At 44.7% G+C, this 21668-nt stretch carries 25 protein-coding genes; 15 read left to right on the top strand and 10 right to left on the bottom strand.

The window, feature by feature from the left end; translation table 11 throughout:
• Positions 1-77 precede the first annotated feature (77 nt).
• The 3 genes from WG904_RS19385 to WG904_RS19375 form a co-directional block, all read right to left on the bottom strand.
• On the bottom strand, positions 78-815 hold the full coding sequence (locus WG904_RS19385) for a LytR/AlgR family response regulator transcription factor (RefSeq protein ID WP_339581010.1): 738 nt from the start codon (positions 813-815) through the stop codon (positions 78-80).
• A gap of 113 nt (positions 816-928) precedes the next feature.
• Complete coding sequence (locus WG904_RS19380; protein ID WP_339581009.1) at positions 929-1720, bottom strand: AraC family transcriptional regulator; 792 nt, start codon at positions 1718-1720, stop codon at positions 929-931.
• Between the two features lie 122 nt (positions 1721-1842).
• A complete protein-coding gene (locus WG904_RS19375; protein WP_339581008.1) occupies positions 1843-2775 on the bottom strand; it encodes a LytTR family DNA-binding domain-containing protein in 933 nt (310 codons plus the stop codon).
• 183 nt (positions 2776-2958) lie between these two features.
• Here WG904_RS19375 and WG904_RS19370 point away from each other — a divergent pair, with 183 nt between their 5' ends.
• Positions 2959-3363 (top strand): hypothetical protein, encoded by a 405-nt coding sequence (locus WG904_RS19370; RefSeq protein WP_339581007.1) that lies wholly within the window; start codon positions 2959-2961, stop codon positions 3361-3363.
• Between the two features lie 67 nt (positions 3364-3430).
• Here WG904_RS19370 and WG904_RS19365 read toward each other — a convergent pair whose 3' ends face one another.
• Positions 3431-3748, bottom strand: coding sequence for a hypothetical protein (locus tag WG904_RS19365; RefSeq protein WP_339581006.1), 318 nt, complete (start codon positions 3746-3748; stop codon positions 3431-3433).
• 460 nt (positions 3749-4208) lie between these two features.
• Here WG904_RS19365 and WG904_RS19360 point away from each other — a divergent pair, with 460 nt between their 5' ends.
• From WG904_RS19360 to WG904_RS19340, 5 genes are all read left to right on the top strand, one after another.
• Complete coding sequence (locus tag WG904_RS19360) at positions 4209-4778, top strand: sigma-70 family RNA polymerase sigma factor (protein WP_339581005.1); 570 nt, start codon at positions 4209-4211, stop codon at positions 4776-4778.
• Between the two features lie 57 nt (positions 4779-4835).
• Positions 4836-5945, top strand: coding sequence for a FecR family protein (locus tag WG904_RS19355; RefSeq protein ID WP_339581004.1), 1110 nt, complete (start codon positions 4836-4838; stop codon positions 5943-5945).
• 203 nt (positions 5946-6148) lie between these two features.
• Positions 6149-9535 (top strand): SusC/RagA family TonB-linked outer membrane protein, encoded by a 3387-nt coding sequence (locus tag WG904_RS19350; RefSeq protein WP_339581003.1) that lies wholly within the window; start codon positions 6149-6151, stop codon positions 9533-9535.
• Positions 9532-10908: a RagB/SusD family nutrient uptake outer membrane protein gene (locus WG904_RS19345; protein ID WP_339581002.1), complete on the top strand. Its 1377-nt coding sequence runs from the start codon at positions 9532-9534 to the stop codon at positions 10906-10908. The genes WG904_RS19350 and WG904_RS19345 overlap by 4 nt, the downstream gene beginning before the upstream one ends.
• 10 nt (positions 10909-10918) lie before the next feature.
• Positions 10919-12226, top strand: a complete 1308-nt coding sequence (locus WG904_RS19340; protein ID WP_339581001.1) for a TlpA family protein disulfide reductase — start codon at positions 10919-10921, stop codon at positions 12224-12226.
• A 29-nt stretch (positions 12227-12255) separates the two neighbouring features.
• On the opposite strand, the gene WG904_RS19335 is transcribed toward WG904_RS19340, so the two are convergent.
• The 3 genes from WG904_RS19335 to WG904_RS19325 all read right to left on the bottom strand — a co-directional run bounded on the left by WG904_RS19335 (position 12256) and on the right by WG904_RS19325 (position 13718).
• Positions 12256-12504 carry a DUF6520 family protein gene (locus WG904_RS19335; protein ID WP_339581000.1) on the bottom strand — a complete coding sequence of 83 codons (249 nt, stop codon included), beginning with the start codon at positions 12502-12504 and terminating at the stop codon, positions 12256-12258.
• Between the two features lie 33 nt (positions 12505-12537).
• The gene (locus WG904_RS19330; protein WP_339580999.1) at positions 12538-13023 is read right to left on the bottom strand and encodes a DoxX family protein; all 486 of its coding nucleotides are present in this window, start codon (positions 13021-13023) and stop codon (positions 12538-12540) included.
• Between the two features lie 116 nt (positions 13024-13139).
• Complete coding sequence (locus WG904_RS19325) at positions 13140-13718, bottom strand: Crp/Fnr family transcriptional regulator (RefSeq protein ID WP_339580998.1); 579 nt, start codon at positions 13716-13718, stop codon at positions 13140-13142.
• A gap of 345 nt (positions 13719-14063) precedes the next feature.
• Here WG904_RS19325 and WG904_RS19320 point away from each other — a divergent pair, with 345 nt between their 5' ends.
• The 8 genes from WG904_RS19320 to WG904_RS19285 all read left to right on the top strand — a co-directional run bounded on the left by WG904_RS19320 (position 14064) and on the right by WG904_RS19285 (position 19823).
• On the top strand, positions 14064-14867 hold the full coding sequence (locus WG904_RS19320; RefSeq protein ID WP_339580997.1) for a LytR/AlgR family response regulator transcription factor: 804 nt from the start codon (positions 14064-14066) through the stop codon (positions 14865-14867).
• Positions 14868-14933: 66 nt separating this feature from the next.
• Positions 14934-15569 carry a dioxygenase family protein gene (locus WG904_RS19315; protein WP_339580996.1) on the top strand — a complete coding sequence of 212 codons (636 nt, stop codon included), beginning with the start codon at positions 14934-14936 and terminating at the stop codon, positions 15567-15569.
• Positions 15562-16104 (top strand): YceI family protein, encoded by a 543-nt coding sequence (locus tag WG904_RS19310; protein WP_339580995.1) that lies wholly within the window; start codon positions 15562-15564, stop codon positions 16102-16104. The genes WG904_RS19315 and WG904_RS19310 overlap by 8 nt, the downstream gene beginning before the upstream one ends.
• Positions 16105-16230: 126 nt before the next feature.
• A complete protein-coding gene (locus tag WG904_RS19305; protein WP_339580994.1) occupies positions 16231-17514 on the top strand; it encodes a hypothetical protein in 1284 nt (427 codons plus the stop codon).
• A gap of 104 nt (positions 17515-17618) precedes the next feature.
• Positions 17619-18071 carry a hypothetical protein gene (locus tag WG904_RS19300; protein ID WP_339580993.1) on the top strand — a complete coding sequence of 151 codons (453 nt, stop codon included), beginning with the start codon at positions 17619-17621 and terminating at the stop codon, positions 18069-18071.
• Between the two features lie 177 nt (positions 18072-18248).
• A complete protein-coding gene (locus WG904_RS19295; RefSeq protein ID WP_339580992.1) occupies positions 18249-18503 on the top strand; it encodes a hypothetical protein in 255 nt (84 codons plus the stop codon).
• Positions 18504-18507: 4 nt separating this feature from the next.
• A complete protein-coding gene (locus WG904_RS19290; RefSeq protein ID WP_339580991.1) occupies positions 18508-19338 on the top strand; it encodes an SOS response-associated peptidase in 831 nt (276 codons plus the stop codon).
• Positions 19338-19823, top strand: coding sequence for a peptide-methionine (S)-S-oxide reductase (locus WG904_RS19285; RefSeq protein WP_339580990.1), 486 nt, complete (start codon positions 19338-19340; stop codon positions 19821-19823). Before WG904_RS19290 ends, WG904_RS19285 begins: the two co-directional genes overlap by 1 nt.
• Positions 19824-19851: 28 nt before the next feature.
• On the opposite strand, the gene WG904_RS19280 is transcribed toward WG904_RS19285, so the two are convergent.
• Positions 19852-20373: a GNAT family N-acetyltransferase gene (locus WG904_RS19280; protein WP_339580989.1), complete on the bottom strand. Its 522-nt coding sequence runs from the start codon at positions 20371-20373 to the stop codon at positions 19852-19854.
• A 108-nt stretch (positions 20374-20481) separates the two neighbouring features.
• On the opposite strand from WG904_RS19280, the gene WG904_RS19275 reads away from it, so the two are divergent.
• Positions 20482-20739, top strand: coding sequence for a hypothetical protein (locus tag WG904_RS19275; protein WP_339580988.1), 258 nt, complete (start codon positions 20482-20484; stop codon positions 20737-20739).
• 55 nt (positions 20740-20794) lie between these two features.
• On the opposite strand, the gene WG904_RS19270 is transcribed toward WG904_RS19275, so the two are convergent.
• Both WG904_RS19270 and WG904_RS19265 read right to left on the bottom strand, forming a co-directional pair.
• A complete protein-coding gene (locus tag WG904_RS19270) occupies positions 20795-21316 on the bottom strand; it encodes a hypothetical protein (protein ID WP_339580987.1) in 522 nt (173 codons plus the stop codon).
• Positions 21307-21666, bottom strand: coding sequence for a restriction endonuclease (locus WG904_RS19265; RefSeq protein WP_339580986.1), 360 nt, complete (start codon positions 21664-21666; stop codon positions 21307-21309). Before WG904_RS19265 ends, WG904_RS19270 begins: the two co-directional genes overlap by 10 nt.
• Between the last annotated feature and the right edge of the window lie 2 nt (positions 21667-21668).

The raw sequence follows: 21668 nt of genomic DNA, 5'->3' as shown, positions 1-21668 counted from the left end.
CCAACCAATTTATGTGCAAGTCAACGTTCATTAAAATAAAATCACAGACATATTTTTCAGAGCCACGAACTATCTGTTTACCTACCACCACTGATAACAATTGAGCGTGCTTTTATTTTATTGAGCACAGTTTCAAAGTAACTTTTACCAATCGGTATCACTTTATTATTTTCCATAAAAATTTCTGAGAAGTTGAGCGATTTAATTAAGTCAATATTAACGATGAAGGATCTGTGAACCCTCAGGAAATTTGGCGGCAGTTCACTTTCCACCACCGAAATACTCGTGTTAACTTTGTACTCATCATTAATGCACTTTATGTAAACAGAATGCGCCGTGGCTTCTATGTAAATTATTTCTAAAGCCTTCAGTTGGAATGCGGTGCCCCTATAGCCTGGATTGATAAGGATAGGTTGATCCATCTTCCTATCTGCCTTATTCACGATCAAGTCACTGGACTGATTTGCTAATGCAGAGACTTTAAACTTCGCTTTTTCGACTGCTTTTGCGAACATAACAAATGAAAATGGTTTTAACAGGAAGTGCACCGCATCTTTCTCAAATGCCTGCAAAGCAAACTCTGAGTGCCCGGTAACCAAGATCGTGGCAACATGCTGGGGCATAATGGTAATAAATTCAAGACCTGACATTTGCTCCATGTCAACATCAAGAAATAAAATGTCTGGGAATCCTGTTGCACTCATCACTTTGAAAGCCATTAAAGGATCTGTGTAACTTTCCTTGAATATTAATTCCGGTATTTTTTTTATTTGATCTTCAAGTCTGTCTATGCAAATCGGATCGTCATCTATCACGCAACAAGTATACATTCTAAAACATGTTTTGTCTTTATATTCAAATGTATACTTTATTAGTGAATTCAAAAATATAATTAAACAGCTGAAAGATATGTACTCAGTAGTGATAGCTAAATACCCTTTCCTTTTTGTGCCGCTCTGAAGGATGTTGGGTTTCGGCCTGTATGTTTTTTAAAATAATGCCGGAAATGCTGCTGTGAACAAAATCCAAGATCCATAGAGATTACCTTAAGGGCTAAATCGGTTGTGGCAAGCAGGAACTTAGCTTCTGACAAAAGCCTCTCGCGGATAACTTCGTCAAATATCTTCCCTTGGAACCACTCCCGGCAATAGTTATTGAGTTTCCGCGATGAAAGGTTTAAAAGGTCGGCGTAAAACGTGCTTTTGCGCTGGATCCGAAAATTATCTTCCAACAGGGCTAAAAAGTGACTGTTCAAATCAGAAGACCCATCCAATGGCTGTGCAACGGATAGGTTTTCGATGACTAAATCCCATAAAAAAAGTGAAAACACCAATTTTAGATGGTCAAAGGAAAGTCCGCGACCAATTTCTGTCCTTATTAGTTCAACCCTTTCCATTACCAACTGCCGGCGGCTTTGACCCAGCACAATGAGTATCAACACCTTAAAAAGACCAAGTTTCCTTGCAAAAGCATATTCGTTGAGAAAATGCTGCAAGTACATATTCTCAAATGTAACCACCCACCCTCTTCCAGCAAAATTAATATTTTCGATATTACCTTGATTCCAAAACAAAGTACTGCCTGTTTCGATCTCTACCCTTTCCCTTTTAATCCTTAGCGCACCTTGAGCATCAAGAAAAAGAATTATTTGGTGTGCCGCATTATCATTTGACAAATCCAGTATCTGCTGTAAATTGTTAAATTGATCAATACGTAACATAAGATATCGCCGCTGTTAATTGCATTGATATCGAAATTAAAGCGCCAAAGACTGTAAAAAAAGATTGTTCGACAAGAATACCGCGAGTAGTAGCTAAAAGTATGTGAATGGTAGTGGGCTTCCTAACCAAGCATTTGTTCGGGCATTTTCTTAACTGGCAAAGATGCTTTAGGTTGGATCTGCGTCACTAGTTCCTTGAATCTATCCGAACGATAACGACTAACAAGCCTTGAGACGCCCACCTCAATTCCCTCCTTCAGGATCACAAGCGCCTGCTGGTTTTTTACCTTTTCATATCCGGATACATAGTTTAAGGAAAACATAACAGCACGGCTGGTCTGATAGAACATTGCTGGGTCTAAAAGTTCTGCGAGCTCTTGCATTTTGTAATCGGTATTGAACCTGCGGCCGTCCTTGACCCAAACATAACCTGTGTTTTCTTCCCTTTCAAAACACACCACATCTTTTAAAGGTAATATCACAACCTTGTTTCCAAGCTTCACTTCCATGGCCCGTGGATACTTCGATCTTGCCTCCATCGTTCCAGAGAGATCGCGGACTTTCAACGTCAACTCGCTATTCACCCGACTGCTCCATGAATAGTTCTCAATAAAAAACCAGGCCACATAACTAACATTCAGTAACACTACCATCCAAGCTACAACTGGAAACTCGATCCTCATATAGCCACTACGAGTGAAATCATTATTGAAGGCAGCGAAGTAACCCATCACAAGACCAATGTCCAAAACAAGAACGATTAGCACCCCAAATAAAAACTGAAAGACAAGCCGTTTATGCCAAAACTTCATCCATGGTAAGCGCACATCAAAAATACGTGTAGCCTTGTGCACCAAGTAGATCAGCCCAATGCAGACAGGAATGCTGAACGCCATTGCAACATAGTAATTGAGCTGGTGAATGATGGTCCAGACCGGTTTACTCTGGCGAACGACCACGACCAAATGGGCAACAATGATAGAAACAATTGCGCGAACCGACCAATGAAAATATTTGGGCCTTAATTCTTCAAGGCCATAGTCTTCGGCAATCATTCAAACCTAATTATATTATTAAAAAAAAATCTCAAACAAACTTTAATTAAGATCGACTACCAGTCAACACCCGATAACGACCACTCACCACAAAACACACCATAAGGCCATAGAAACGCCATTTATGCCAAATATTTTTGCCGCCAGATGGTGAGAAAACCCCCCATCGTTAAACAAAAACATATGCAAAAATTTCCTTTCACATCAGAAGGCGCGGCCGAACTTTTCGACCAGATCTTCGCACTTCCCGATCCACAGCTACAGGTAGAGGCGCAGGCCATCGCTAGCGACTTTAAGTCCTGGGTAGCTAACCACTTTTACCTTTCGGAAAGCCAGACCGAATTTCTCAACCAGATCGATAGTAATTTTATAGCGATCGCAGCAGAAGAAACTTCCAACTTCGTATCGATGCGCAAAATGGTACATCTCATCAAACCGCTAACTGGCAATGTTTCCAATAGCAATAATGGCGAAGGAAGCGATGAAGGAAAGTTGCTTGATCTGGATAAAAAGAAAAAAGCCTCTTATACGGCAGATGGTGAATTCACTGAATCGGAAGAACTAGCTTTCACTATTTCCTACAATTGAGAAAGTAAGCCCGATGGACTCTTCGGGCTTATATTATCACCACACAACAACAAAACGCCTTGCTTACCTAATCTTTATCCTTCAAAAGGTGCGATATATCCTTTTTCATTACATTCTTAGACGCCTGCTTCATCACCACTTTCATAATTAAACTTATATCAACTTCGATAACGTCCGCCAACTTGAGCAAATCCTCAATCACGAATTTTTCCGGAGAGTTGCACTTGCTTACAAATCCATCGTAACCCATTCCAATTGCTGCTATCATTCCTGTCACATACATTCCAGTAAGGTCTTTCATACTATGAATAGTACCAGTCTCAAATCGTGCCTTCAGTGCTGCGATCGTACTTTTCAATCTTGCTGGATTAATTCTATTTGCCATATCTGTAACTAAAGCTGGCAAACAAAAAACGAACTACAATAACATACTACCGTTGTGGAAATAAATACTTTTGTTTTAAAAATTTTTATTCCTACTTTAGAAATAATTTAGAGATAATCAGTATAATAAACTTTTGTAGTGGGCATAGTCGCTACTGATATGGAATTAAAATGTTTATGGGTTATCCATAAAAGAATATAACTTTGCGATACTGGTTTGAAAAATAGTATTGCATACGAGCCTCGCCACTAAATCTGGTAAATTTTCCCGCGAGTGTAAGTAGAGCATCACCACCCTATAAATAATAGGGTCGGTGCTCGCTTATGTATAATGTGGGAACTTTCTGAAAGGAAAGTCTGGCTTACCAGAGCCATGTGACATTAAACTTTGCGGGTTACCGGCCCTATTATTTTTTGCCGTTAAGCCCATTGTGGCTCATATTGAAACGATATGAACGGTAATGGCAAACTATCAAAAATCTTCAGACCAGGAACTGATCTCTCTCTTGAGGGAATCCGATAGCCGTGCCTATACCGAAATCTATGATCGCTATTTTAAGCTCGTCTTTCTCCATGCGCTCAAAAAGACCTCAGATGTAGAAACAGCAAAAGACATTGTCCAAGAGCTATTCGTGAATTTATGGGAAAAAAGACAAACATTCTCCGCTACTAGCATAGCAGCCTACCTGATTACTGCAGCGAGGAACAAAGCACTAGACCATTTTTCCCACCGACAAGTAGTCGACAAATACGCTTCATCACTTGCCATCTATTCGGCAACTATCACCTATGCCCAGACCGACCATCTGGTCAGGGAAAAACAACTACACGCACACATCGAAAAAGAAGTCCAGTCCCTGCCAAAAAAAATGCAGCACATCTTCCGCCTTAGCAGGGAAGAACAGTTATCCAATATCGAAATCTCCAAACAGCTATCTACATCCGAATCAAATATATCCAAGCAACTTGCCAATGCCACAAAGATCCTAAAGACAAAGCTGAGCTCCTTTCTCACAAGCCTGATCATTTAATTCAAATTTTAATTCAACTTCCCGTGCCCCAAGCCGTCTACTACAAAACCAAGCAAGATGGACCAAAGGCAAGCAAAGCAACTGCTCAGAAAATACAGCGAAGGCAACTGCACCGATCAAGAGAAATCGCTCATCGAAGACTGGTACCTCCAGCTCGGTCAAGATTCAGCTGATATTTCAAAAAAGGAGCTCAGCAACATCAAGGACCAAATCCGCAGAGAGCTTACAGCAATCGATCAGCCAATAAAAAGAAGGTTGTGGCCATTGATCCTTTCCGCTAGCTCAGCCGCCGCAGTACTGGTCGTACTTTTTTTCCATTTACCAACGAATAACGATAAAGTAGTCAAAGCAGACCTTGCCCAAAACATATTGCCAGGCAAAAACAGGGCAACCCTTACCTTTGCAAGTGGCAAGAAAGTTGAACTTGATACCGCTGCCAATGGTATTAAACTTGCCGGCGGAAAAATCAGTTACCTGCAAACCGAACTGACTGCCACAAGTGCTGAGCAAGGTATGCAGCAGCTCGCCACTCCACGCGGAGGGCAGTACCAGATCATCCTTGGCGACGGAACCAGGGTGTGGCTCAACGCGGCAACTACCCTTAGCTACCCAACCACCTTTGCTAAGAACCAACGGCTCGTAAAATTGGACGGCGAAGCCTATTTTGAAGTGGCACACAATACAAAAAGCCCGTTTATCGTTGAAACAAGCAACCAGCTAGTGAAAGTGCTGGGCACCCATTTCAACGTCAATAGTTATAGGGATGAACCAACCACGGAAACCACCCTATCGCAGGGGTCAGTTCTTGTCTCGCCCAAGAACAGTTCAGCCACTAGATCTTCCTTGAAACTTTACCCTGGGGAACAGACAACCGTTTCAGGCACCTCAATCGGCAAACGCAATGCCGATCTGGCCATAGCCCTTGCCTGGAAAAACGGAACTATGGAGTTCAAGGATGCACCCTTACCTGTCATCCTGCGCCAAGTATCAAGATGGTATGGCATCGAAATCGACTATAGCAACGCTGACCTTTCCAGAAAGTTTAGCGGAAGCGTTTCCCGGAATGCAAAGCTCGCCTCGGTATTGAAGATCCTTGCCTTAAGCAAAGTTCCCTACAAGCTACAAGTGACTGAAACCGGTTCCTACAAATTGACCCTTGAGAATTGACAATTAGAAATTATAATAAACCGAAATATCCACTAAATGGAGCAGCCTATGAGATAAGTTAATAATTAGTTAATGGTTAATTCGATCCCAGCATAAAAAAGGCCGGTCGTGTTCGAAGCACTTCCGGCCAAAGCCTGGGTCGACCAGCTGCCCGCGGGCAGCTTCCGCAAAGATTAGATCAATAACCCAAACCACACAAAAGTATGATTTTTTTTAAATTAGCACGCCTTGGACCAAAGGCGCGCGCAAACTATTTTCATTCACCAATCTGCACCACCAAAAAGAGGATTGTTCCATGCCCATCAAAAAGATTCTATAAGCAAGCGGCGAGGTTTATTTTAATATTTATGTTCAGCATCTGCGCCTTGACCTCGAAAGCGCAAACAGTTTCGCTCAGCCTAAAAAACGCACCGGTAGAAACTGCATTCGCCGAAATCAAAAAACAGACCGGCTACGGCTTTTGGTATGAAAAAACAGCTTTACAAGGCTTGAAGCCGATCAATGTACAATTCACCAACACATTGCTAAAGACAGCTCTAGATTTGACCCTGAAAGATCAACCCTTGAGCTACGAAATAGTTGATCGAACGATCGTTGTTACCAGTAAATCTAAGGGCAAACCGCAATCGGATACAAAGGAAGAAAATAGGCAATACCAAATCAGCGGAAAAGTAACCGGCGAAGATGACCAGCCGCTGGCCGGGGCCACAGTGACAGAAACTGCACTTGATATTAACGTACAAACAGACCAGTACGGCAATTTTAGCTTTTACACCAGATCGATCAGAGGAGAAATTTCGGTCCGATACGTGGGCTATGAGCGACAAAAAGCCAATTACCAATCGGGCCAAGTGGTAAACGTGCGGCTGTCACCCCAGCAATCGATGCTGAAGGCTGTTGAAATCAATGCGGGCTACTACCAGACCAACCAAAGAAACCTTACAGGCAGCATTTCAAAAGTGACGTCTACCGAGCTAGAAAACCAACCTGTGACAAATCCCTTATCGGCATTGCAGGGAAGGACCGCGGGAATACAGATCGTACAGAGCAGTGGCACACCAGGGACTGCAACTTCGGTTATCATCAGGGGTCAAAACGGGATTGAAACCTCCACTTCTCCTTTATTCCTGGTCGATGGAATTCCATTTGGCGCCAGTACGCTGACAAACACGAATTCTGTCTCCTCTACAGTTTATGGAAATGCGGGCGCTAGTCCATTGAATTCCATCCCGACATCTGAAATAGAATCGATCGAAATACTGCGCGATGCCGATGCAACGGCAATCTACGGGTCACGTGGGGCAAACGGCGTTGTTCTGATCACTACAAAAAAGGGCAAGCAAGGAAGTACAAGGGTCAACTTTGCCCATTCCAGCGGGAATTCACACCTTTCGAGCAAGGTTAAAATGCTGCAAACGGAGGACTATTTGGCCTTGCGCAAAACCGCGATAGCCCTTGATGGCACGACGGTAAAAAATACTGATTATGACCTGAATGGAACCTGGGAGCCTAGTAGCAATACGAACTGGCAAAGAGCCTTGGTAGATAATTCGGCGCCTTTCCAGAACAGCAGCCTATCCATTTCTGGTGGCGGTCCCTTGAGTACTTTTCTTCTCAGCGGCAGCCGAAACAGCCAACAAAGCAGTATTGACAAGGCGAAAGGCTACAACAGGCTTGGAGTTCACCTATCTGCCAGCCAATCAACTGCCGACAAAAAACTCACCGCGAGTTTTTCAGGCACTTATAGCGCAGAAAAGACCGATTGGCTCAATACTGACCTATTCTCCCGGGCAATGAACCTGCAGCCAAATGCTCCAGCACTTAAAAACCCGGACGGTAGCCTGAACTGGGCGAATTCAACCTGGACCAATCCTTTGAGGTTTTTAGAGAACAGCTACGATTCGAACACTTCTACCCTGCTCGCCAGCTCCAATTTCAGCTACAGACCGATCAAGGATCTTTACATCAGGATCTCGCTAGGCTACACCTCGCAAAAACTCGATGACCGAAGCACCTTGCCCGTCAGCTATTATGATCCCGCCGAGGGACGGACACCAGCCACCTCAATCGCCGACTATAACAGTTCCGCCATCAGTGGATGGTCAGCTGAGCCGCAGGTCGCCTATAATAAAGCGACTAGTGTTGGCACCTTCTCGATCCTCGCCGGCACTACCTTCCAACGCCAGCAGCGCTCGGCGCTGCTCCTTCGAGGCACGGGTTATGCCAGCGATGCGCTTATAGAAAACCCGCGCGCGGCAACTACGCTTGCAGCGCGCGACAACGCCGAAAGCCGGTACAGCTATGCAGGTGTTTATGCAAGGCTTGGCTATTCTCTCAATGACAGGTACATGATCAACCTAACAGCGAGGCGGGATGCATCTTCTCGTTTTGGGCCTGGCCGCAATTTTGCCAATTTTGGTTCAATAGGCGCCGCATGGATATTTTCGGAACAAACCTTCGTTAAGCAGCACCTGCCTTTTCTATCCTTTGGTAAATTGCGCGCCAGCTATGGCACCACCGGATCTGACCAGATCGGCGACTATGAATTCCTTTCCACATATCAAAGCTCGCTTGGCTATAACGGTGGGCCAGGTCTTTCCCCCGTACGTCTGTTCAACCCCGATTTTGGATGGGAGACCAATAAAAAAGCCGAGATTGCCATGGACCTGGGCTTTTTCAAGGATAGGGTCCGTTTTGCAACCGGATATTACCGGAACCGCTCTTCCAACCAGCTTGTTGACTATCCGATTGCACTGACAACTGGGTTTTCTTCGGTGCGCTCAAATTTGGAGGCGCTAATCGAGAATACGGGTTGGGAATCCGAACTGTCTGCAACGGTCCTTAAAGGTAAGCGCAATATCCCGCAATGGACCATCGGATTTAATTTGACCATTCCGAGAAACAGGCTGCTCGCATTTCCCGGGCTGGAAAGTTCCAGCTACGCGTCAAAGTATGCAATCGGACGGCCGCTCTCTATTGGAAAGCTATACCATCTGCTGGGCGTTGACCCAAGTACAGGGCTTTATGTGTTCCAGGATTTCTCGGGGGATGGGCTGGTCACAGCGCTCGATCGGCAGCAGGTCATAGACAAGGTACAGGATTATTACGGTGGACTGGAAAACAGCTTTTCGTTCAGGGGAGTGGAAATATCCTTCCTTTTCCAGTTCGTGCACCAAAAGGCCAACAACCTCCACAATCTTTATGGCAATATGCCTGGCCGCAGTTTCAACCAGCCGTTAAGCTATCAAGGAAGATACTGGACCGCACCGGGGGATATTGCACAACTGCAGCGCCTCTCGACGGGTTCGCTTACCGCTGCCAATACAGCATTTAACAACTATCTGATAAGTGATGCAGGTGTTTCGGACGCTTCGTTCATCAGACTTAAGAACGTAGCGTTATCCTATGCTCCGAGCCGGGTCTTTGGCGGTAACCTGAAACTGTACCTCCAGGGGCAGAACCTTTGGACAATCACCAATTATCTTGGCATAGATCCAGAGAGCACAAACCTTTCCATGCCACCGCTGCGCACTGTCGTTATCGGGGCGTCTCTAACTATCGACGTTAAACAAAATCAGAAAAATCAATGAAAACAATATACTCAATAAAACTTCTTGCCATTACTTGCGTATGCGTACTGGCATCGTGCAAGAAATTTACCCAGACAGATCTTCCCTCGACACAGCTTGCCTCGTCTGCGGTATTCCAATCAGATGCAACCGCCCAGGCGGCACTCGGCTCACTGTATGTAAATTCATCCAACTTTACCGGTGGGAGCTTCTACTCGCCGAGCATCCTTGGTGCACAGTCCTCGGATGAGACCGACAACTGGTCTACAAGCCTAGCCGTACAGCAGGTAGCCGGTGCGCAACTGATACCTTCCAATAGCTATTCTACGACCCTTTGGGGTTCTTGTTATCAAACAATCTATTATGCAAATGCGATTTTAGAAGGTACAGAAGGAAACCCTTCACTTAGCGCCAAGACTGTTGCACAATTGCAGGGAGAAGCACTTTTCTTTCGTGCACTTGCCCATTTGACATTGACAGGCTTTTTCGGAAAGGTCCCCATTGTGCTTTCCACCGATTACAGCAAAAATAACCAGTTGGCCAGGTCCACCGTCGATCAGGTGCTGGCATCTGTCGTCAGTGACCTTGAGAAGGCTTCCCCACTATTGGAAGCTGATTATGCAGTTGCGGGTGGCGAACGGATCCGGGCGAACAGGTTTGCGGCAAAGCTGTTGCTGGCCAGAACGAGCCTGTATCAAGGCAATTGGGTTCAGGCTGAAAACTATGCAACTGATGTGGTCAATAGCAGCCAGTACGGTCTGGTCTTGCTCAATGAGGTATTTTTGAAAAATTCGAAGGAGACTGTCCTTGCACTGAAACCCTTTTCTGGCACGACGAATTCCGGAGAAGGGAATATTTTCGTGATTACGGCCAAACCGACCTACATCGCCCTTCGAAAGGGCTTTTATGACGGATTCGAATCTGGCGACCAGCGCAAAACGGCCTGGACTGCAAAATTGACCACCGGCGGGACAGACTATTACTACCCCGCCAAGTACAAGGTGAAAAATTCAGCAACTGTAACAGAATATTCTGTGATCCTGCGCCTAGCAGAGGCGTATCTGGTACGTTCTGAGGCCAGAATTCATCTGGACAAACTTCCGTTGGCCATAGCCGACCTGGATATGCTGCGTGCTAGGGCAGCCCTTCCCAGGTTTGCTGTCACCAATCCAGGCATAGGGAAAGATGCATTGCTCGAGGCGGTATTGATGGAAAGGCGTTCTGAACTATTTACCGAATGGGCACACAGATGGATCGACCTGAAACGATTTGCAAAAAATTCGGCTGTCCTTTCACCAATAAAGCCAGGCTATCAGCCAACGGCATCATTGTACCCCGTTCCGCAGTCGGAAATCAACATCAACAAGAACCTGGAGCAAAATCCAGGGTATTAATTTCCATAGGATGAGAAAACAAATATTCATTACCACATTGTTCCTATTCTTCTCCTGCGCGCTCCAAGCGCAGCAACCAGCGGGAACTGGAAATATCATGGAAGGGAACAAGGCGCCAGCACTCGTCCTTGATATCTATAAAAACGGAGTAGCAAACCCTAAAAGAACCAGTCTGGAAGCCTACATTGGAAAATGGCTCGTCATAGAATTTTGGGGGAAATATTGTGTAAGCTGCATCGAGGGGTTTCCACACCTTGAAGCGCTAAGAAAACATTTCGGCACCCAAGCGAACTTTTTACTCATCGGTGGCAACCATCCCAGATATGATCAAGGCATAAAAGAATTCTATGCGCGTTTCCGCAACGAATATGGCCTCGGATTCGATACCGCATTTGACACGTTGGCATTTAAAAGGTTCAAAATTTCTTCGACCCCGACCGCAGTAGTAATCTCTCCAATTGGTGGTGTTGCCCTCATCACCTCAGGGGCCAAACTGGACGAGAAAATACTGAACAGGTTGTTTTCGGGCATTCCAACAGATTATGGCACCGAGCGAAATAACCTTCCGTTGAACACCTTCACCGACACAGCGGACAATATGGATCACTACAGTACGATCGGTGGTTCAATAAACGGAGATAGGCCAATGCTCCAATTAGACCTGTCCAGAGGAGTGAAAGACGGAAAATTTGACACCTGGCCAATATCACTTGCTAGACTGTATATGCTTGCCAGTTTCGGAAAAGCAGTTTTCTTGCCGTCTGACACCTTGGCTGCTACAGTATGGCCAGCACCAGTGCTAGAAGTCACCGACAGCTCATATTTCTCTATTGATAAAGGACGGAAAAGTCCGTATCAATATCATTTACAGCTAAAAAGCCAAGGTGCGGATCTAAATGCAGTTCAAGCTGCGATTGCAGCTGACCTTAGGGAATGGTTTGGTTACAGAACAGAAATCTCGCTCCGGAAGATGCCCGTGCTAAAATTGGTGATTATAGATGAGGAAAAATTTGGCTTGCTAAAAAGTGTTTCCTCTGCCACTAGTCGAACCGGAGATGCAACTGGATACAGGTTTCGCAATTTAACATCAGCATCCTTTGCCCGTCTGCTAAGAAAATACCTTCCAAGCCATGTGATCATCGATTGCACGCAGGCAGATTACGGGATCGACCTTGATTTTAGTGCCAACATGACAAACGTGAGCTCAATCAGTAAAGCCCTACGGCCTTTTGGACTTGACCTGATCAAAACAACTGAAACGCTAAAGGTTCTTGTACTTACCGATCCTGTTATATCAAAACAAAAGAGGGAGCAGTGATCTGCTCCCTCTTTTTTAACGCGCTTCAATTAATCTCTTAATAGGTCGTGGCATCCGCTATCGCTAACGTCGGTTTTGTAACGATATGGAAGATCTCCCTGAGAGTTCTCGTCGATACACGGTACACTTTCCCCAGGAGTACACTCTGGCGCCGGGATTGGGGTCTGACAGGTGCTATCGTCTCCAGAGAAATAAATCGGTGTAAATTTGCTTGATGCAAAAGCTCCGCTAACTGCGAATACAACTGCAAGTACTGGCAAAATAAATTGCTTTTTCATGGTTTTGAATTTTATGGATGATTGCCTACTCTATCAAAGGTTTTCGGCTTCCCCTTTCTCCTGCGCAGGAAATATCTTAATTAACTTTTTCTGTAAAACTATTCCTCCAATAGCAAGGATCAGAAAGACACTGTTGAAAACCAGATGTTCAAACCAGCCCATCGTTGCTAGGATACCACCACAGCTACAAGGAACATGTGGGCTAAAATTTAATATGTAAACGATATATAGCGTAAAAATTGCCATGATCAGGGCCGCTGCATACAGTCCAAAAAGTCTTGACCTGCTTCTAAGCAATAAAAAGGAAATGACGATTTCACTAAAAGGTATCGCCCATCCGATCCAGTTGCGATAAGGACCTAGAAGTGGGGAATGTTCCAACTGTCGAAGAAAATATCCGTAATCGAAAAGTTTGTAAAATGCGGCATATAGGAATAAAATGACGTAAGCGTAACTGATCACATCACTTACTATCCTGGCCAGGTCAGGCCTCTTGTTTTTATTCAGGTAACTTTCCATAACGTTTGGTTGCACCATCAAATATTGGAAAGGAATGCAGCAAAAAATCCGACAAATGTCGGCAAAACGAGTACCATGAAATACATCTGTACCCAGGCAGTAATTTTCAAGATATTTCAGTGATAGCGGCGAAAGCCATCATTTTTGATTCCAAGAAAACTGGCGATATCCTTATGCTTAACCACATTGAAGATATTTTTATGTGCCTGATAGAATTTCAAGTATCGCTGCTTCGCATTTAATGTCGTTAGGCTTGCTGAATGGGAAACGCGCTGGTTTTCATAGCGTGACCTGATCTTTTCTATCAGTAATGGCACTTCGGAGAACTTTTCAACTAGGGAAATAAAGTCACGGTATGCAATCTCCAGGACAAGGCTGTCTTCCACAAGCTCGATCCTTGAAGCGGACGGTTCCCTTGCAAAGAAACCAGGGTAATAGAAGATAAAATCCGATGGGAACCAGAACCAGCTCACGCGCTCGGTTCCCTGCTCTTGGATAGCGGTAACTTCCTTTACCGTTCCAGCATGAAGAAACCACACCAACTGTTCCTTTCTTCCCACTTCGACAAGCACCCGCCCTTTTTTGAGTGAGCGGCAATTCACCAGTGGAGACAATGCGGTAGCAAAGCCTGTAGAAAGGGAGGCGTAGGAAGAAAGAGAAACCATCAGGTGCAGTAGTGCTTTCTGGTCGACCATATCGTTTGATCTTAGCATGTCCATTGAAATACAAGGGGCTTTTGAAGCCCCTTGCTGTAACCGAGAAACAATCTATCAACAGGCGAAACGGCTGGTCCATAAATCTGTTAATTCTCGAACCTAAATTTAATATGTTCAGATCATGACCAGGTAGCTCCAGCGTGTATTTCAGTGGCATAATTAAACTGGCCGAAGCCTTTGTTTGTTATCAATCCAATAATCCCTAGATTTATCTATGGAAATACCGGTGAACATTTACAGATACAGCACAAGGAATCGTTCATGTCCTGTGTATGCACTTCATTTATTTTTTGCACAACCGAAAAAAATCCATTAACTTGAAGGATGGCTTTTACACTCCCATCACAGCAGCAAACCATCACAAAATTTGTACGCAAGCACGCAGTGAAATCTATTTTGCTCTCAGCATTGTTGATTTGCCTATTGGTTTGCGTGCAGGACTACCTTCAGGCAAGCTTACTCCACCAGGGCTATTTTTTTTCCGAATCGCTTCTTTTCAAATCCTTTCTGTTGCCTACCATACCTATTTTCCTGTTGCTCTGGAAAAATAGGTCCAGGTTTGCTCATGCGCGGTGGACGTTAATTGCTATACCGCCTATCGCCTCCGCCATCCATCTTCTCGCTTATACGCTGATCATCTACCTAGTTTCGTCCGCAGCATTTGAGCACACCTACAGTTTTAGCAGCGTGTGGCAACGGTCGATCGCAGAAGATCTATTTAAATATATCTTGGTATACCTCATCGTTGCAATTGTAGTGTTCACTAACCGTGCATCTATGAAAGTTCCAATAGCCTCAAGGCTAATCATCCAGAATGGAAAAGAAAGCATCTCGGTATCATTCAGCGAAATACTATGGATCAGTACAGATCATCCCTATATTGCTATCCATACGAGAAATAGGCGGTATCTGTCGAACATTACCCTAAAAGGTATTGAAGCGAAACTCGACCCAGCTGAATTTATGCGTATCCATCGTGGTATCATCATCAGTTTGCAGCAAGTCGAAAGCTATCGTTCGAGGCTTAATGGAGATTACGATGTAAAGTTAAAATGCGGAGCAACAGTCAGGGCAAGCCGCCGTTATAGCAAACGGCTGCGCAATGAGCTCAGCCATTACTCCGTTTAGCCGAAAAAATCCTCCACCTAGCCTAGTCAGACAAATCAACTTGCCCCCAGCACCTATGTTTGCGGCATGAAACGATTTTCGGGATACATAATAATTTTATGCACATGCATAGCCAGCTGTTCAAACGGGCAACAGTCGACCAAACAGAATTACCAGCTCAAGGGTGCTCCGTGTGAGGGCTGTGAAGCCGTTTTTGAATACGGCAATAAAAAGCTCAAGCCGGTGGATACCTTACCCGATTTTTCATCAACTGGTCCGAGGCTCAAAGTTACAGGGCATATCTATATGCCCGATGGAAAAACCCCAGCTGCCGATGTTATCCTGTATATTTACCATACAGACCAAAAAGGCCTGTACCGCCATAAACCTGATGCGTCGGGCTGGGAAACAAGGCATGGCTCACTTCGAGGATGGATCAAAACCGATAAGTACGGGAACTACAGTTTTTACACTTTAAAACCGGGCACATATCCAACGCGCAGTGAGCCGGCCCATATTCATGGTACTCTGCTAGAACCCGGCGGAAGATATTATTACCTTGAAGAATGGCATTTTAAGCACGATCCATTGCTCTATAAGCTAGATCTTCAACCTAGATCCAACCACGGGGGCGAGGGTATCGTCGAACTCAAAAAAGCAGGTGACATTCTAGTCGCCGAACGTGATATCATACTTGGACTTAATGTAAATGATTATGAATAGATTAGTTTTAATCCTATCGGTAGCTTGGCTGGCAATCAGCAGCACCACAAAAATGGAAATCAATACCGCAACGTCATGGGTATTGTGGAAAGGAACAAAGATGCGCGGCAGCGGCTCCCATGAAGGCACATTGAACTTCAAATCTGGACACCTGCTTCTAAAGGACGGCAAAATAAGTGGCGGAGTGATCGAGATCGACATGAACAGCCTTGAGGTAACAGACATTCCGGTCCACGAAACCGTTCCCAGAAATGCCCTGACCACACATCTTAAAGAAGAATTCGAGACCAATAGATATCCACTGGCAAAATTTTCGGTGACCGGCTCAACCGACAAAAAGATCCGCGGCAACATGACCATCATGGATCGCACGTTGCCCATCAGCATTCCTTATAAAAAAACTGCAGATGGTTTTGTTGCCGATCTGGCCCTCAGCCGGGAGGCCTGGGGTATAGGTAAAAAGGCAAATTGGTTAGAGAAAAGGCTCGTCGATGACACCATACAGGTCCGCATTTTCCTAAAGTCTAAAAATTAACAATCAGAGTTGATCCTGGTTAATATAAATCTCGGTCGCAAATAAACCAAAAGTACGTTGTGGCCTAACCTTATTTTCCTGACCACACCACATTATTCCCAATTATTGCAAGCAAAATTAAGCAACATGAAATACCTATTTGCACTAATATCTGTCTTGACTGTCAACAACTGTCTCGCCCAGGATTTACCAAATATCAAATTGGCCGCTTCCTACTTTAAAGAAGCCGAGCTTGCAAGCAAGGGCCAAAAGCTATGGAAGGCAGAAATTTATGGCCCAACACTACTTGTGGAACCCAAGTCAAGGGTTGTCTATGCGAACGTGCAAGATGACCTGGGCATACTGAAACCCGCCGGAGGGATATTTTCTGGCATACTACCGAAGGAAGTAATGATAGCGAACACAGCCATCAACTGGGAAGGGAAAAAATGGTCGGTAATGCTGTTACCCCTGCCGCAGCAGCGGGACGAAAGAGTGAGCCTTATGATCCATGAATCGTTCCATAGGGTTCAGCAGGGCCTGGGTTTCTTCGACAAAAGCCCAACTGCAGACCACCTTGCCAACCTTCAGGGCCGGATATACTTTCTCTTGGAACTGCAAGCACTAAGGGCAGCACTTTTAAAGTCCGTACCCATGAGGGTGAAAGATCTTGAAAATGCCCTTGCGTTTCGGCAAAGGCGGGCAATTCTCTTCCCTGCGACGTTTGCGAATGAGAGCATCCTAGAGATAAGTGAAGGTCTTGCCGAATTTACCGGACTGATGCTGGGTAGAAACCCCAGGCACATCCGCCAGCACTTGCTCGACCAGATTGATAGTGCAAGCAACTTAAAATCACTAATCCGGTCGTCTGCCTACCTGACAGGCCCAGTATATGGGTATCTTCTCTATGGGAAAGATCCGCAGTGGACAAACCAGTTAAGCAGTACCACAACCTTTCCAGCCCTGATCAAAAAGACCTACCATTTTAAGCTGCCAATAAACATGTCAGCTAGCAAATTATTTATGGCCAAGGCACGATATAATGGGCAATCGATAGAACAGGCTGAGACTGAAAAGGATAGACAGCGATCGCTTATCGAAAAAACGTATATTAATATCTACACACAAAATCCGGTGCTTACCATCAAACTGGTCAAAATGGAAATACAGTTCAATCCCAACAATCTTTTTGATCTTGGCAACCTAGGTACGGTTTATCCAACAGCGCAAATAAAGGATTCCTGGGGAACTTTGACCGTTGCAAAAGGCAGCATGCTCATGAAAGACTGGCAGGTGGTCCACCTTCCAATGAACGGCACCGAACCGGCAACTACTGGAAATAAAATCAGCGGAGACGGTTGGCAGATGGATCTTAAGGAAGGATGGAAAATCCAAAAAATAGATTCCCTGCACTATCAGCTCACACAATAATGCCGTCTCATCATACCCAGAAAAAATGGATTTTAGCTGCATAAAAAATATCGTAAAGATCCGTTGCCACTGACTTCTCACTCCTAACATCTCAATTTTAAAATATGGCTCCAATCAAACTTAGTACCTGCTCGTTAATTCTACTTTTATTCTCGATCACCGCTCAAGGCCAGCGCTCTCATCCGACAGCACCCAAACCAGGGGTATATTCTTCGTCTATGATGACATCATGGTTGACGGTTACGCCGAAAATGTCAGCAAATCCGAGCAAGAGCAGATCTAGCCAGGTAGATTATGGTGTTGGATCGACCTCTTTTAAGGGTCTTTTCGGCGACCTTATCTTGAAGGATAACGGGACATATACTTTTACAAAGGATGCGCATGGGGGTACATGGAACTATAACGGGAAAACCAACGAGGTTTCATTTACTGGCTGGTTGGCCCCTTTCAAGACGCACTTTTTCCAGGACGCCAATTATATGATCATTTATACGGGAGACGTAAAGATGCCCGATGGAAATACACTGAACATACGTTACCTGAAGAGCAAAAAATAAAGTCTACTTCGCCTAATTCTCGCTGCTCCTCATAGTAAACTTTATTCGAAAAGGTCAAGTCAACCAATTTAAAATGAGGTAGTGCGCGGCATGATCGGTCCAAACGTCATAATATAAAAAGACATTTCCATCCAGTCACAAATTTGGTGGTCATGAGCAATTTTCCTAAATTTAAACATGGCAATCACCACCGCTGAACATTTCCAGATCGACCTCAAGGAAAAGACGCTCGAGGTCACCGAATCCAAGCTCGGCTCTCAGCGCATCTTTCATGTCAAGTTTCCAGACGGATTAAAGACGCTTGTACTCACCGTTGGCGAAAGCAAGGAAGGGGTCAAGTTCTGGACATCGGTTCCTCCAAATAGGGCTTCAGAGGCCAAGGAAATTGGCCCGTTAATTGCCCATTATTTTAGAGCTAAGAAAAAACAATAATGATATGTGCTATTACTACGGACAGAAGGTTACCAAGGCAGAGTTCATCAGGCTAAAGGAACTTGAAAAAGAAGTGATGAAATATGAATTCCTGAACAAGCAGGAAGTCCGCAACGGATTCGCCTATAAACAGGTTGCGGTACTGAAACCAAATGAGACCAGGGACAATTTTGACATCGTTGAAATGGAATGGGGAATGGTCATGCCCTACCTTAAAAACCGTGATGCTGTGGAAAAATTCCGTAACGGCTATAAGGACGAAAACGGCAAATGGGTCACCGGCTACACCACGCTCAACGCCAAGGCAGAAAACCTTTTCATCAGCGAGAGGGGCAAAAAATCCATGTTCGCCGATTCGGCCAAAGCAAGAAGATGCCTTTTCATCGTCTCTGGAATCTATGAATGGCAGCACATCCCAAAAAAGAACAAGAAAACTGGCCTTCCCTTAAAAGCAACGGAAAAATTCCCCTACCACATTACCGTTAAGGACGCGCCCTATTTCTATATCGCAGGCATCTGGCAGCCCTGGACGGACAAAGAAACCGGAGAGCATGTAGAAATGGCAACGCTGATCACCACAACTGCAAACCATTTGATGGAACAGGTCCACAATACCAAAAAGCGCATGCCGACCATCCTTAACGATGATCTTGCATGGGAATGGATGATGGGTGACCTTTCTGAAGAACGCATCATGGAAATCGCAGCTACCATGTACCCTTCGGAATACATGGATGCCTGCACGGTAGCCAAGGAATTTTTGGCTTCACTAGAACCGGCCACACCATTCACCTACGAAGACGTGCCAGCGCTTGAACTTTCAATTGCCAGTTAATGCCAAAGCACACCATCGGATTTGGCGGCAGCTGCCATTGGTGCACCGAGGCAATATTCCAATCGCTAATCGGCATAGCAAAGGTCGACCAGGGATGGATTCAATCCCAAGCACCTAACGACACTTATTCGGAAGCGGTATTTGTGACCTTTGATCCAAAAGTCATCAGCCTTGAAACACTCATCGAAGTGCATCTGTACACCCATAGCTGCACGTCAGAACATTCTATGCGGGGTAAATACCGGTCTGCTGTTTACTACGTAAATGCCGTACAGAAAAAACAAGCAATGGAGGCTTTCAAAAGCCTTCAAAAAGAATTTAACCGTCCAATTATCACCAAGATCATTCCCTTCAAAGCCTTTAAGCTTAATGATGAGCAGTACCTAGACTACTATAGGAAAAATCCAGAAAAGCCGTTCTGCCAGAACTTTATCAGCCCAAAGCTGAGAGCACTTCGAGCAAGTCATGCAGGGCAAATGAAATAAGTAAAGGTATTAATTTCCTGCTATCGACTTATATTTCAAGTACCTTTTCCATTTCGATGAGGCTGATGTCCGGCACTTTTGGATCGCCAAACCGACCTTCGATCTCTTCAAACGCAATAGCGCCTCCGGTAGGGAGATAGCCATGGCGCTCGTACCAGTCGATGAGTTCAATCCGGGTACTGATTACAGAAATGACAATCCGAGAGCAATTATTTTCAAGTGCAAATCTTTCTGATGCACTTAAAAGTGACTTGCCGATACCACCGCCCTGGGAAGTCGGCGACACTGCAAACATACCAAGATAAAGGTCTTGCGATTTTATTTCCAAACATACGGTACCCAAAATCTTACCTTCAGAATCAGAGCTTTTCAAGATCGTTACTATTGGACGCTGAAACATTTTCTCTAAGGCCTGTTCATCGATCCGGATGCCATCGAGGATTTCTGCCTCGGTCGTCCAACCGTTTTTGGATTCTTCGCCACGATAGGCGGAATTCACCAATCTGTTCAGCGCCTTGACTTCATTAGCGGTAGCTCGGGTTATTTTCATCTTTTTTATCGTAGCGCAAAAATAAACAATGTACCCAACCGAACAATAATCTTCCAAGCAAAATAAATCCCCAAAAATGTTTTATATTCAGTCAATCTAAAACCCTCCATGAAGTACCACTACCAGTTTGTCTCTCCCACCACCGTAAGAATAGAGCTCATCCCCGATGACCAGAAAGAAATCACCCTACTTGAATCGCTGCACTCAGCAGACATCAATGACCAAACCTTAAAAGTTCTGTTCCAAGAAGGTCTTGAGGCTTATGCCGCTGGCATGAACATCAAAAAGCTTAATTTCATGAAATATCCAAAAGTGGCGCTAGTAAGTTTCGAAAAAAACATGGTCAAGGATAGAATTTTGTTATAGAAATTAGCACCAACTAATTCAAAAAGAATTTTAAAATTACAATAGATCTCGCCGGTTATTTTTTACCGTCATCATAAGGCAGGTTGTACATCATCCCGCTTTTGGAAAGGGTCATCCTTCTTTTTTCAAAGATTTCCTCCATCACCAGCCACACATGGTCTACTAGATTAAAGTATTTCATTTCTGTTGATTCTGTTTTCTTTAGATACCCGGTAATTATGATTTCGCTGATTTCCTTTAGCTCCCCCCTGCGGTTCCAGATCAGCTTTTCATTGGGCCTGAAAGTTCTTGAGACAGGTCTATCAAAAATATCCTCGTTGTGCAATGCGTCCGAGAATGATCCAATACATTTGGAAAACTTGACTTCTCTTCCATCTGATGAGCTCAGGGAAACATAAGGCATGGCCATAATCTGCTTTTCCTCGGTAATCTTCTCAAAACCAAGATCTATCTCGGTAATAATTGGACGCGTGCAGGTAATGTTCATGCGAACGTCCAACATTCCGAAGTTGATGGCCTGACCCCGCTTTACTTCCGCATCGTCAGCTTCCCAAAGCTCGACTAGCCTTATTCCCACATGTTCAGCGTGGGTTTTTGTTCCTTTTGTATATACCTGGACCTGCAAACGATTATACCACTTTCGATGTCCGCATCGGCCATGATAGACTGCAGCTTCATGACAATATCCTTGTCCACTTTCTTCTTCAGAAACTTGCATTCGATGGCAGTCAAATGGGATCCATTTTCATCGGACTGCTCAGTGAGCACATCAACTTGGTGCTCAATGCCTGACTTTCCCATCACCTTGCAATTCTTGCCATACCCCTTGATCCTGACACCATCTTTATGACCAAGGTTTCCATATATGAACCTTGTGATATCTTCGTATTCCTTCCAGTCTAATTCTTTGTTTTCTTCACTAGTCATAA

This window comes from Pedobacter anseongensis, assembly GCF_037482965.1.
In the GTDB taxonomy this organism is placed as follows: Bacteria; Bacteroidota; Bacteroidia; order Sphingobacteriales; family Sphingobacteriaceae; genus Pedobacter; species Pedobacter anseongensis.
Note: the sequence above shows the minus strand (reverse complement) of the source record. Positions and strands in the feature narration are given on the sequence as shown.